The sequence below is a fragment of the Moorena sp. SIO4G3 genome, from assembly GCF_010692305.1.
Classification (GTDB): domain Bacteria; phylum Cyanobacteriota; class Cyanobacteriia; order Cyanobacteriales; family Coleofasciculaceae; genus Moorena; species Moorena producens_A.
Genome location: NZ_JAAHIG010000033.1, coordinates 1 through 12,623, shown reverse-complemented (window position 1 = coordinate 12,623; position 12,623 = coordinate 1). Strand labels below are relative to the sequence as shown.

Here is a 12,623-nt window from a genome sequence, read left to right as displayed (position 1 = left end):
TCAGTTACCAATTCCCCATTACCCTTGGGTCTTTAATAATTGGGCAATACTTGGCAAAGCCCATGTCTACACTGTTGAAGCTACTAATTCTTGTGCAGTTTTTAACAACCAAGCTTTCTGTTGACCTTTTCCATTAGGTGTGATGTCATCAGCCTGCTCAAAGTCGTAAATATCATGGAGACTGTTGTAGACATTTTGAGACACTAATATAGCTCCCCGTGGGCAGTCAATCATCAGCTTATTGGCAACATTGACTGTATCGCCCCAAACGTCGTAGACAACTTTTTCTCGACCTACAATACCAGCAACAATATCTCCGGAATGGATACCGATTTCAAGGTCTAGGTCAAATCCTCGTTCATGACTGAATCGGTGGGTCAATGCTAGTATTTCTAAGCCAAAATCTAACGCCCTTTTTTGATGGTCTAGATGTAAGATTGATAATCCACAGACTGCCATGTAATTGTCACCAATGGTTTTAATCTTCTCTATCCCGTATTTGGCGGTGGCTTGATCGAAAAGACTTACTAGATCATTAAGAATTGCAATAACTTCATGGGTATCCATTGACCTAGAAAGCTGGCCGAATCCAGCAATGTCGCAGAACAAAACCGTAACATTAGAAACACTCTCAGCAATGTTTGTCTCTCCCCGTTTGAGACGTTTTGCTACGGAGTCGGGAAATACACTTGTGAGTAACTTTTCATTTTCGCGATTTTTCTGCTCGACTAGTTTAGTTTGAGTGCGTAAGCTGCCAACCATTTGATTAAATGACTCAGCTAACTCCCCAAATTCGTCTTCCGAGTTTATATTCACCACCGCATCAACTTGTCCATCCCTGACTTTTCGGGCACTAGCAATTAAAGCTCTAACTGGTTGCACAAACAGATGGGCCAGCCCCATAGCGAGTAGGGTGATCAGCAGTATGATCAAGGCAGCTGAAACCAAAACTCTCTTTTGAAAGGCGTAAACTGGGGCATAGGCTTCGGCAAGATCCATCTCGGAGAGGATAACCCACTCCAATCCATCGATGTTTAAGGGAGCGTAGGAACTCAAAACTTCAACACCCCGATAATCATTGATAATTTGGGTACCTTCTTGCCCAGCTAAGGCTGCTTTTACAGCTTCTGTCTTGACTGGCTGTTGTAGAATTGATGTACCAAACTGCTCGATTCGTTTAAGGATCTGTTCCTTTACACCCTGTTCTCGCAAGGCTTTACTATAAGCTGTCGGGTCTTCAATCAGGAAACGGGAAACTGATCGCATCAGATAATCGTCTCCGACTAGATAGATCTCTCCTGTATCCCCAAGACCATTACTCTTCCATTTACGGTAACCTGTCATGACATTGTTAATCTGATTAACCGGAAGCTGGAATGCCAAAACACCTATAAATTTGGAGCCGTCATAGATCGGAGCAGCAATAAATGCTACTGGGGCTCCAAAAGAAGGACGGTAGGAATCAAAATCAAAGATCTGCACATAATCCTTTCCCTTGGCTTTTCGGAGGTCGCCTAAGGCGAATGCCAAGTTACTATCACTGTATGGTCCACTGGTGAGACTGGTGCCAAAGTCTGTTTCTTTAAAAACTGAGTAGACAATCTCACCGGTTTGAGGATCGATCAGCAACATATCCTGGTAACCAAACTTTTCAACAATGTTGCGAAAAATTGGATGGTAGCGGGTGTGAATACTACTGTACTCACTCTTGTCTTCTGGATCATCTAGGAGATGTTTCTCCCCAGCTGGGTTGGGGTTAGTAGCGATGTAATAGTACTGGAGGTAACGAGCTGCAGAGGTTTCTGGTAAGTAGGATTCTAATACAGGCTTGCCGTCGCTAGTTTCCGCTAGTTTGGTCAGAAATTCTTTACGGTAGTATTCCTTGAGGGTGTCGTCTAAATCAGTTGGTGTATCATTTGGTGTCCTAGATCGTTGCAGTTGGTTGTAGGCTGTTTTAAATTCCTCCATGGCCTCGACCACCATTAAGTTTTCACTTAGGGTCTGGGTCTGATAGCGAATATCTTCAAAGTATGATTCGATTTGATCTGCTTTGGAAGCTCGTAGACTGGTTAACTGGTTTGATACTGTTTTGCTCAGATGAGACTTACCACTCCGATAACCGATATAAGCAGTCACGAACAGCGAGCAAGTGCTCAGAGCCAGCAACATAAATATAAGTTTTGACCTGATACTCAAATTGTTGAGCAATCCCATGAACAGCCTCCCTGATCCCGAATTGTGAATGATAATGCCTGTTACCTTGTGTGATCCTCAATTGCCTCACTCCACACCTGAGAGACTATGGAATCTGATCTACTTTCTTCCTGCTCAGGAGTAGGTAAAGAGTTTGATAAAAAAACTCTCAGAATGTACGCAGTTGGAATCTTGGCTAGATATTAAGCTATGAAGGGACATTAACTATGGGGGGTTACACCCCCTACCATGGCGACAATTAACCATAACCTCAACAAGACTTGCGCAAAACTGGCTCCTAAACGCGCTAATCATGTAGGGTGCGTTAATAAGGCTCCCTACAGGGAAGGAATGCTTTAGTTCATTTGTACGGGGGAACTTCAGTTGAGAAAAAGTTCGCGGCAAGCACCAATACTATAGCTATGTTAAAAATGATTTAAGTTTCGATTTAGATCCTGGTCAATCTTGAATTATTGAGGGGGCGGGAAAATCGGCACCTACAAAATGCCTGGATTTTTCTGTGATTGATGAGGTTCTGAAGATTTCAGATCAACAAGCTATTTCTACTTGCCATCAACTGGTTAACGATGAAGGCTTGCTTGTTGGTGGCAGTAGTGGTCTCAACGTTTTTGCTGCTCAATTTATTGCGAATCGTTCAGATCAGAAACACGTCGTAGTTACTGTTCTCTGTGATAGCGGAATGAAATACCTATCTAAAATTTACAATAAAGAGTTTCTAAGCGTAAATGGTTTGCACCATATTGAAAGCTAGTAGGATCAATCCGACTGGGTTATGCAAGCAAATATAACCGCTACCTCGCTCAAATAATATATTGCCAATAGGCTTTTTAAATTTAGTGAAGATAAGACGAGTTTGCGGATCGTATTACAAATAATATGTCTGATCAGGCAATAACCATGCTCAGTTTTATCTTAAGTTTCTTGACTTTCACCCCTTTTTTTTAATTAACAAAAAGTTAAAATTTAATCTCTTGCTATTAAACACTAAATAGTCTACTCTTATAGAGTTTGAACCCACCATTAACCCCTTTCTGCATCCCTAAGAATACCTCAATCCATAAGGAAACCTCACTATGTTTGTCACAGAATCAACAAAAACAAACACCCACTTGAGTTCTCTACCAGATGACTTATTCGCAGCTATTGAAGAGCTCAAAAAGGAGCTAAATGCAGTTATTTTAGTTCACTACTATCAAGAGCCTGATATTCAAGATATTGCTGACTATTTGGGTGACTCTTTAACCTTATCTCGCCAGGCTGCTACTACAGATGCTGATGTGATCGTCTTTGCTGGAGTCCATTTCATGGCAGAAACTGCCAAAATCCTTAACCCTAACAAGTTAGTATTATTACCGGATTTAGATGCGGGTTGCTCTATGGCTGATGGCTGTCCTCCCGAAGAGTTTGCTGCTTTCAAAGCTGCCCATCCTGATCATTTAGTAGTGTGTTACGTTAATTGCTCTGCTGCGGTTAAAGCAATGAGTGATATTATTTGCACCAGCTCTAATGCGGTAGATATTGTTAATCAAATCCCAAAAGATCAGCCGATTATTTTCGCTCCTGATAAAAACCTTGGTCGCTATGTTAGCGAACAAACAGGAAGGGATTTAGTACTTTGGGATGGGAGTTGTATGATTAAATTTTTTCGTAAAAGAAGATCGTACAACTTAAAATTGAACATCCTCAAGCAGAATTTATTGCTCATCCCGAATGTGAAGCTCCAGTGTTACGCCATGCGGATTACATTGGTTCAACGAGAGCTTTGTTTGAGTATAGCCAGGGAAGTGCTGCGGAGAAATTTATCGTTGCTACTGAACCCGGTATTCTGTATCAAATGGAAAAGCATATGCCCCACAAGCATTTTATTGCCGCACCAGCAACGACCTGTGCATGTAATGAATGCCCTCACATGCGGTTGAATACTTTGGAAAAATTATATTTGGCAATGAAAAATCGGGCACCGGAAATTACTTTACCAGAAGACATTCGGGTTGCTGCACTCAAGCCCATGCAACGGATGTTAGAGATGTCAGCGCAGATTTCAGCTGCTAAACAGATGTTGTCCAGTGTCTAAATCTTAGAGGATGTTTGAAAAAGTCTGTTAAGGATTGATTTTCAAACATCCTCCGATCTAAGCATGACTCAAATTAGATATGTTCTTACCTTAAAGTAATCATGACATTACCGCGATGGGAGAATCAATCTTCTTCCTCAAAAGACGCAGCTTTACTTTACGATTGGCGCATTTATAGTATTCGTCAAGCCCTTAAGCAAAAAGGAAAAGCTACCGGAGCTTTAGAAATTCAAGATTTGCTAGATTTGGGTCATCTGGATCAATATCACTACTTTGGTAGTCAAGCTTGCGATCGCGCCATCAATTATTTATCGCTCAATCCCAACTCTCACGTTTTGGATATAGGAAGTGGTGTGGGTGGGCCAGCTCGATATATTAGCTATAAAACGGGATGTCACCTCCAATGTGTGGAATTAAGACAGGATTTTAGTGAAATTGCCCAAGAGCTTACCCAACGGATGGGACTCGATCAGCGCATCCAATACCTTACTGGCAATGTTCTCAGTTCCGAAATCATCGATGCCCTGTTACCCAATTCATTTGACAACATCATTTCATTTCTATCCTTATTACACATTGAAGAGCGTGACAAAGTCCTTGAAATTTGTTTTCGAGCTTTGAAAGAAAATGGTAGTATCTACGTTGAGGATTACGTTGCCAATTGCACCCTGACACCGGAAGTCAAAACCACTTTAAAAGAAGTATTTAAATCTTCTTACGTGCCAACCCGTGAAACCTACCGACAGCACTTCGAGCGTGCAGGGTTTACTGAAATTTGTTTCATTGATTTAACAACCGGATGGCAACGTTGTATAAAAGAACGCTATCAGAAATTCATCGAGTCCAAAGAAGAATCAATCAAACTCTTCGGTGAAGACATTTTTGAACACCGCAGTCGATTGTATCGAATTGGTCGGGATATGCTTAAAGGGGGTAGCGTTGGTGGAGCATTGATCACTGCTAAGAAACCTTGTGCTCCAAAGATATACCAAGTACCAGACACCTATTTCGACCCTTTAACCTCTGTTTATAATGAGCAATACCATTTCTTTCTCGAAGACGGTTCTCTCCTTGCTCTTAGACATTTTAAAACCAAAACCCTTGAGCATTACTCCGCCTGGTGGAGTGACATCGAGGGCAATTCTAGGGAACTGATTAATACCTCGGAACAAAGAAGCTCAGCTGATCATATCTCTATCCAAAAAAACGATCAAACTGGAATAATTTGTTTGCCAGAAGCCAATCTGGAAGTGCAATTTGAAGTAACGACCCAATTCACCTGGGGTGTTCCTGGTGAAGAAAATCAGCGCGATGTTATCCATCAGCCACAACTTGAATGCATTGTTCATACAGATAATGGTACTAAAAAAGGGCAAGGATATTGCAAAATTTATGAGGGAAATTATCCGAGGTTTTGGGGCTACCATTTTGTTTATGCACTCTTCCCTAATTATGGGATTATTTGGAGTGCTGATGCCACATTTGGTCAAGAAAGAAACAATCATTTCAATTTCCTGAATACTTCTAAACTAAATACTTCCGAACTGGATACTTCCCAAACAGAAAAGCAAATATTGTTGCGCGGGGAAAAGTCTTATCATCGCCAAACAAGTGCTCATGCCAGCATTCAAAACAGAATGTATGACTTGATCTTCGATAGAGCCTTTGCAACTTGGTCAAGCATTCTGCGAAATCGAACATCCACGATGGAAAGTAACCTCAGCTTGGAATACAGGGAAGCCATTCTAACAATAGATGACCAAGAAGTGAGCAAAGGAGTTTGCTTAAAAGAATCTTGTTTTGGCACAATTGTATAAGGGCAAAACTATGCAAGACTCTCAAATTTCTCTCTGTAATTCCTCAGAATTGCCAAATATTCCCTCCCAGTTTGATGTTCTAATTATTGGCTCTGGTGCAGCAGGGCTGGTTGACTGACAAAACATTTCAGATCGACTGCTCAATAAGGGTTTCAGCATTCTCCGAGCGAACCCGGCGAAGCCTAATAGTTGCAAGGTTTGAAGGCAAATGATCAAGCTGAAAATCTGAAGCCCAAAACGATCAATGCATAAGTGCATTTCCTGTAAGCCCTAGAACCTTTGTCTATAGAGAGTCTTAGGGCTTCGCTCGCAAACTTTTGTCAGTCAACCAGGCAGCAGGGCTCTATGCTGCTTTATCTTTGCCTTCCTACTTACAAGTGGGCTTAATTACCAAAGATGCCCTGAAAACCGGAGCAAGTAACTGGGCACGAGGCATTGCTGCGGCGATCGATCCGTCAGATACTCCATTGTCCCATTGGGAAGACACCCTCAAAGCTGGGGCAGGTCTTTGCGAACCAGAAGCAGTCAAACTTTTAGCTGTCCGGCAAAATTCATCCCACACCTAATGCTACGCATTAGGTGTGGGATGAATTTTGCACAGGGTATTATAAAATTGCTATAATATATGTACTGATAAACAAAGCCGTTCGCGAAGCGTGGCCAAAGGCCTTAAATGCTGGTTTGTCAGCCAACTACGTTCCTAAAAAATAGAACTTATTGTATTGTAAGGCGTGGGTCGGGGCATCCCGGAGAGGAAACCTTAGAAGAGTGGAGCCTTAATCATAAAGTTTTAACCCTTTTATGCATAGCCTGCTAACCATAAAGGCTCCACTCTTCTTGCGGTAACTTCTGACCGTGTCGTTAATAAAGCAAGCCTACGTATCCGTTCGCGCAGCGTCGGCGAAAGCCGATACCGTTGGGTGGAGTTGGCAAGAAGCCCACACTGTAATCTTGGCCAAAGGCCACGCTACGCGAACGATGAGCGTGTGGGAGTATGTCACCTGATAATGCTCCTGGTGCGATCAAGTCCCTTCTAGAGATGGGAGTTGCGACGAATTTGGAGTGTTGTACCTCCATCGATGGGCTATATGCTATCGGTGAGACTGCCAGTAAAGGAGTTCATGGTGCTAATCGTTTAGCTAGTAACTCACTACTAGAATGTATTGTTTTTGCTGCTCAATTGTCCCAGCTAACAGTTAACTCCAAGGTTAATGGTGGTGATGATATGGGATATCACTCTCTGCCAGTAAGGCAGAACAGGATTGGAATAATGAGATGGAGACGGTTAACTCAATCAGACAAAATGTCCCTAAACTCATGTGGCAAAGTGCTGGGATTTCTCGCTCTCAAGGAATACTTGAAGATGCGATCGCACAACTAAATAGTTGGCGTTCTCAACTCACTGATTTGAATATTATGGGATACTTACTGAAGGCGACACCCAACCAAACAGTGCAATTACACTCTGATCGAGCTGAGCAGCACCTGAGGCTAGCTGCAGAAACTCTCAATTTGACCGATGTTGGTTATTTAATTTTGAAAAGTGCGGCTTGGCGCACTGAAAGTCGAGGCGGACATTACCGGAGCGATTATCCTCAAACCTCTGATGATTGGCTATTCCATACCCTAATTCAGGGAGATTTTTGGCATAAGTCCGGCAAGATTACCACTTAAACTGAGTTCGAAAGAGATGAGCCAAAAAATCTCAGCATTCAGCTATCAGCATTCAGCTATCAGCTGAATGCTTACCCGGGGACAGGTCACTACGGAGTAATTTTCAAATGCAATTTTGGATCTTGTGCTGCCCAACCCCCAGGGGAATTCAAACGAACCTCAAAATGTAGATGGGGTTGGTCAATGTCAGGATTTCCTGTAGTACCCACTGTCCCCAATAACTGTCCAACATTAATCTGCTGACCTGGACTGACAGTAGTACGGTTTAAGTGAGCATAGCGGGTTTGGCGTCCTCCCTCATGATTAATCACGACCAAATTACCATAAGTGTCTTGTGGTCCAGCATAGGCAACGATACCGCTATCACTGGCAAAAACCTGAGTACCTTCCTGTGCCACTAAATCCACACCAGCGTGAAACTTCTTTTCATCCTCACCAGTATCTTGCCGCCAGCCGTAATCCAGTCCTATCCGTGCCAAAGTTGGTAAGGGATAATTAGTCAATCCAGTGTAGCTATCTACAGTCGGAGTTTCCCTCGTTGCTGTGGGAATACCTATGCCAAGGGAATTCAACCCTGGGATAAAGGCTTGCTTAGAGGGTTTTTTACAACCATTTAACTCAAATAAAACGGCAGCACGGACACCGTAGGCGTCTGCTAAGTCTTGCCAAGTGGCATTCAATGGCACATTCACCAAGATACCGTTGAATGGGGGAATCAGAATCTCTTGCCCCACTGGCATTGACTGTCGGTTTAAGGCTCTATTAAATCTAAGTAGTGTAGCCTTCTCAAGGTTATATTGGTTGGCAATACTCTCGACAGTTTCACCTGCAGCCACTTGGTGGCGAGTTAAGCGGGAGAGCACTGGCGGTGGACAGATATCCTCTATAGTTGTGTTTTGAGTTACTGTGTTTTGTGGCTGTTGTACTGTTTGTACTGTCAGGGTTGTTCGCGTAGCGTGGCCTTTTGGCCAAGGTTGCAGGTTGGCTGGTTGAAGTGTGGAATTTGTGAAATTTAACTGGCTTTGCGTTCGCTGAAAGCGGGACGAAGTCCATCGCCAACTATCATCTACAGATAAAGAACCAGAATAGGAATCCGTTGTTCCCAAGTTTGAAGTAGCAACAGTTGGGGTCACTAGCAAAAAAATTGTAGAAACAATTGGGAGCCAGCGCACTACATTCATTGTTAACGATTGAGTCATAGGTCAAGACTAGGCCAGAGGTAAACGGTTTCAAATTTTAGACTTCAAGCAAACAACCTAACCTTCGGGAATGGCTACTATGGTTTGAACTTTCCCCGTTCGCGTAGCGTGGCCTTTTGGCCAAGGACTTCCCTCAACCCTCTAAAAGAGTAAACCTTCAACTATTAAACCGATACTTTTTAGCTACCAGAATCTCCCAGAAAGTCAATTTTGGCTCGCCAATGCAAGCTGATTTCTCAGCCAGGGTGTATCTACCAAAGCCCTCAGGAATATCCCACGAGCGCCGTTAATGTCTCGATCCATAGACCGACCATCAACTTTTGATCTAATAATGCGACTTCCGCCAATCTTGATCAATTCGCCTGTCCAACTAACAGTCTTGCTAGTGTAAGCTTCACAGACATCCACTACTACCTTTCCAGTCTCCTGAGCTTTATGCTTTAAGAATTCCTTGAAACGATAGTGAGCAAAATTCAGCAGATTTCGGACAGTCTTAGATCTGATTTTTCTGCTTCCTTTCTTTGAAATCTGAGAACTCTCGAAGGTAGGAAGTAGTATGACGTCGAAGTTGTCAACTAAGAGCCTAGCAGTCTTACGATGAAGTTCGTTTACTAGATTCTGAATTTTGATTGTCATCCGACGAGCAGCTTTCCTCATCCTGCGTTTTTGTCCACCACAAGCGAAGCTTATTTTAGACAGCAAATTATCTAGGTGTTGGCACAGGCGTTGAATGCGAGAAAAGTCTCCGTTCCCCATCTTCCCTACAGATGTCTCGCTAAAGAAAGTGATAAAAGTTCTAACCCCAGGGTCTAAAGCAACTACTCTACCTTGGTTCTCGGCTTTCTTGGTAGTCTCTTTATAGGGGACAACCAGATAGTAGTCCCCGTTATTACTAATTAGTCGGCTATCGCAGATATTCTTTGGAAGGTTTTCGGCAAAACCTAACTCCCCCAGTTTTGTGTAATATATTCCTGCTTCGGAAACTGCTGATTTTGGGATATAACAAGACTGGATTGGTTTTTTACGAGATCTAAACTTTACCCTTTGAATCTTATAGGATTTTTTATACTTTTTCTTTGCCTCCCGAACAGAGGTACAAGCATCCTTTATCGCTATCGATTTAATCTGATAAGGGACTTCCTTGCACCACTCGGGGAGACTGTTCAAGATGTCGGTTTTAATAGCTTTCCAATTAGCTTTAACCTCGCCATCTTGAAGTATTTTGATAGTTTTGTTGAACACATACCGGGACACTCCAAACCACTTACGGATTAGCGTACGCTGATCAGGGTTTAGGAACAGATGAATCTTCTTTGATTTTTTTACCGTATTTTCTGAGTCCGTGAACCCGACAGGAGAAGACGTTAATGATGGAGAGAAGATCTGCGGTAAGTTCTGATTCTGGACAATTTTCAGGTTGATCGAGAACCAGGATTTTTCCACCGTTGATGCCGACCAAGTACTCAATGAGTTCAAACCCGAATCGGGTAAGTCTGTCTCTACAGGCAACAACAATTGTGAGCTGATCTGAGCGCACAACTCGTTCCAATATGGCTCTAAGCCCTTTTCTTTTGTAGTTGAGTCCTGAGCCGATGTCAAAGATGATTTCGGCTTGCGGAAACAGGGAGTGCATATAGGCGACTTGGCGAGCAAGGTCGTCTCTTTGTTTGGTGGAGCTGACTCGGCAGTAACAAATCGTAGACTGACCCGATCGAGTGCTAGCTGAACTTCTTCCGAAAGTGAGCAAGCTTTCGACATCGAACAATCTTGTTCCTCCCGGCGTTTTTTCGCATTTGATCGTCCCATCGTCCGCATATTTCCTTAGGGTGTTTTTGGAGAGTCCCGTAAGTTCGACCGCCTTACGGAGTGGAATGAGTGCCATGTTTTTAATCTAACACACATTCTGGTAGATTGTGGAAGGTATAAGGATATTTTTGTTAACTGCTACAAGCCTTCAACTATTCAACCTTTAGAGCACTCTTAAAATACTAGGAATACTATCGACTGCCTCTAGAGTCTGAATTTCATCTAGAGCCTGTCGGAAGTTCCCTTCACGCACATCATGAGTGACGACCACAATTTCTGCTAAGTTTCCTTGGAAACCAATTTGCACCACAGATTCTAAACTGACATGATGTTTGCCAAAAGTGGTGCCTAAATGCCCAATTACACCAGGATGGTCTTGACTAAGGAACCGTGCATAAAAGCGGGTGACCAGGTCTGAAATAGGAGCAACAGTACAATAGTGCTGATGAGCACAACTAAGTAGAGGATGTAGTTGCTTGGCTTCCCGATTGGTTTTGAGAACAGCAGCAATGTTCAAGATATCCGACACCACCGCACTGGCTGTCGGACCAGAACCTGCACCAGGACCAGAGAAAATCACTTGTCCAATGGGTTCGCCTTCTACCAAAATCCCGTTGTAAACATCATTGATACTGGCAAGGGGGTGAGTTTTGGCAACAAGGGTAGGATGTACCCTCAGCTGAATAGTTTCAGACTTTGGGTTATCCCCAGTTGCCATGGGGTCTCGCTTGGCTACAGCTAAGAGTTTAATTACAAACCCGAGTTTCTCAGCATAACCAATATCTGCTGCACTGACCTGACGAATCCCTTCACAGTGGACATCAGATAACTTAATCCGTCCTGCAAAAGCAATAGAAGCTAAAATGGCAATCTTGTCAGCGGCATCTAATCCATCCACATCAGCAGTGGGGTCAGCCTCAGCATATCCCAAGCTTTGGGCATCAGCCAGAATATCGCCAAATTCTCCCCCTTCCCGTTGCATCCGGGTCAGGATGTAATTGGTAGTACCGTTAACAATCCCAGTAATACTGTGAATACGGTTCACTCCCAATGCCTGTTTTAGGGGTTGAATTACTGGGATACCCCCCCCAACTGCTGCTTCTAACATGACGTAGACTCCAGCCTCTTCCGCCGCCGCAAAAATTTCATCCCCATAGCGGGAAATAACGGCTTTATTGGCAGTGACAATATGTTTACCTTCGGCAATCGCCTTGAGCATAAGCGATCGCGCTGGTTCTAATCCTCCCAGTAGCTCTACTACAATATCTATCTCTGGGTTGGTGACAATTTCTTCTAGGTCGGTTGTCATCAACTCCAGTGGTAGTTGCACTTCTCTGGGCTTATCAAGCGATCGCACTCCTACCTTGGCAATTTCTATCCCTTGCAGTAGTGGGTTACGTCCAGCTGTGTCGAGTAAAATCTTTGCTGTTCCTGTACCAACGGTCCCTAATCCTAATAAAGCAATCTTAAAAACCACAGTATTTATCCTGAATCTATATGCTTGCCAAACTAGCGATCGCATAAGGGTGCAGATCGCGAATCTTTTTCTTTTCTAGCCTACTTTTCGGTGCAACCTTCAACCTGCCCAGCTGCCACCTGCCAACCTTTAACCTACTAACCTTTAACCTACTAACCTGCCACCTGCCAACCTTGGCCTTGGCCTATTGGCCACGCGGGGCGCGTTTGGCCACGCTACGCGAACAGTCTACTAACCTTGGCCAAAAGGCCACGCTACGCGAACAACCTAACAACCTTCAAAAGCACTCTAGCACTGGCAACTGGTGATCAATCAGCTTCTTCTGAGTCTTATCTTTTTCAGCTGTACTGGCTGAGAGTACT

Annotated in this window: 12 protein-coding genes and 1 pseudogene; 8 read left to right on the top strand and 5 right to left on the bottom strand. The window is 43.5% G+C overall.

What is annotated here, in order from left to right:
- Positions 1 to 66 precede the first annotated feature (66 nt).
- Positions 67 to 2,136 carry an adenylate/guanylate cyclase domain-containing protein gene (locus tag F6J99_RS08520; protein WP_293112560.1) on the bottom strand — a complete coding sequence of 690 codons (2,070 nt, stop codon included), beginning with the start codon at positions 2,134 to 2,136 and terminating at the stop codon, positions 67 to 69.
- A 526-nt stretch (positions 2,137 to 2,662) separates the two neighbouring features.
- Between F6J99_RS08520 and F6J99_RS08515 the strand changes: the two genes are divergently transcribed.
- The 7 genes and pseudogenes from F6J99_RS08515 (at position 2,663) to F6J99_RS08480 (ending at position 7,779) form a co-directional block, all read left to right on the top strand.
- On the top strand, positions 2,663 to 2,965 hold the full coding sequence (locus F6J99_RS08515) for a pyridoxal-phosphate dependent enzyme (protein ID WP_365972919.1): 303 nt from the start codon (positions 2,663 to 2,665) through the stop codon (positions 2,963 to 2,965).
- A 322-nt stretch (positions 2,966 to 3,287) separates the two neighbouring features.
- A pseudogene (nadA, locus tag F6J99_RS45490) lies at positions 3,288 to 4,288 on the top strand (quinolinate synthase NadA).
- 101 nt (positions 4,289 to 4,389) lie between these two features.
- Positions 4,390 to 6,105, top strand: coding sequence for a methyltransferase domain-containing protein (locus F6J99_RS08500; protein WP_293112558.1), 1,716 nt, complete (start codon positions 4,390 to 4,392; stop codon positions 6,103 to 6,105).
- A gap of 317 nt (positions 6,106 to 6,422) precedes the next feature.
- Positions 6,423 to 6,671: an FAD-binding protein gene (locus F6J99_RS08495; RefSeq protein WP_365972891.1), complete on the top strand. Its 249-nt coding sequence runs from the start codon at positions 6,423 to 6,425 to the stop codon at positions 6,669 to 6,671.
- Positions 6,672 to 6,960: 289 nt separating this feature from the next.
- Positions 6,961 to 7,110, top strand: coding sequence for a hypothetical protein (locus F6J99_RS08490; protein WP_293112557.1), 150 nt, complete (start codon positions 6,961 to 6,963; stop codon positions 7,108 to 7,110).
- Complete coding sequence (locus F6J99_RS08485; RefSeq protein ID WP_293112556.1) at positions 7,100 to 7,486, top strand: FAD-binding protein; 387 nt, start codon at positions 7,100 to 7,102, stop codon at positions 7,484 to 7,486. The genes F6J99_RS08490 and F6J99_RS08485 overlap by 11 nt, the downstream gene beginning before the upstream one ends.
- Positions 7,381 to 7,779 (top strand): hypothetical protein, encoded by a 399-nt coding sequence (locus tag F6J99_RS08480; RefSeq protein WP_293112555.1) that lies wholly within the window; start codon positions 7,381 to 7,383, stop codon positions 7,777 to 7,779. The genes F6J99_RS08485 and F6J99_RS08480 overlap by 106 nt, the downstream gene beginning before the upstream one ends.
- Before the next feature lie 89 nt (positions 7,780 to 7,868).
- Here F6J99_RS08480 and F6J99_RS08475 read toward each other — a convergent pair whose 3' ends face one another.
- The 4 genes from F6J99_RS08475 to F6J99_RS08460 form a co-directional block, all read right to left on the bottom strand.
- A complete protein-coding gene (locus F6J99_RS08475) occupies positions 7,869 to 8,978 on the bottom strand; it encodes a M23 family metallopeptidase (protein WP_293112554.1) in 1,110 nt (369 codons plus the stop codon).
- A gap of 204 nt (positions 8,979 to 9,182) precedes the next feature.
- Positions 9,183 to 10,250, bottom strand: a complete 1,068-nt coding sequence (locus F6J99_RS08470) for a transposase (protein ID WP_365972917.1) — start codon at positions 10,248 to 10,250, stop codon at positions 9,183 to 9,185.
- Between the two features lie 13 nt (positions 10,251 to 10,263).
- Complete coding sequence (locus tag F6J99_RS08465) at positions 10,264 to 10,860, bottom strand: IS607 family transposase (protein ID WP_293112553.1); 597 nt, start codon at positions 10,858 to 10,860, stop codon at positions 10,264 to 10,266.
- Between the two features lie 87 nt (positions 10,861 to 10,947).
- Positions 10,948 to 12,261 (bottom strand): homoserine dehydrogenase, encoded by a 1,314-nt coding sequence (locus F6J99_RS08460; protein WP_293112552.1) that lies wholly within the window; start codon positions 12,259 to 12,261, stop codon positions 10,948 to 10,950.
- 173 nt (positions 12,262 to 12,434) lie between these two features.
- Here F6J99_RS08460 and F6J99_RS08455 point away from each other — a divergent pair, with 173 nt between their 5' ends.
- Positions 12,435 to 12,569 carry a hypothetical protein gene (locus tag F6J99_RS08455; protein ID WP_293112551.1) on the top strand — a complete coding sequence of 45 codons (135 nt, stop codon included), beginning with the start codon at positions 12,435 to 12,437 and terminating at the stop codon, positions 12,567 to 12,569.
- The last annotated feature ends 54 nt before the right edge of the window (positions 12,570 to 12,623 follow it).

What these genes read in the sequence shown, in the direction of transcription:
- F6J99_RS08500 (WP_293112558.1), top strand. Translation starts at nt 4,390, where the DNA reads ATGACATTACCGCGATGGGAGAATCAATCTTCTTCCTCAAAAGACGCA.
- F6J99_RS08485 (WP_293112556.1), top strand. Translation starts at nt 7,100, where the DNA reads ATGTCACCTGATAATGCTCCTGGTGCGATCAAGTCCCTTCTAGAGATG.
- F6J99_RS08480 (WP_293112555.1), top strand. Translation starts at nt 7,381, where the DNA reads ATGGAGACGGTTAACTCAATCAGACAAAATGTCCCTAAACTCATGTGG.
- F6J99_RS08475 (WP_293112554.1), bottom strand. Translation starts at nt 8,978, where the DNA reads ATGACTCAATCGTTAACAATGAATGTAGTGCGCTGGCTCCCAATTGTT.
- F6J99_RS08465 (WP_293112553.1), bottom strand. Translation starts at nt 10,860, where the DNA reads ATGGCACTCATTCCACTCCGTAAGGCGGTCGAACTTACGGGACTCTCC.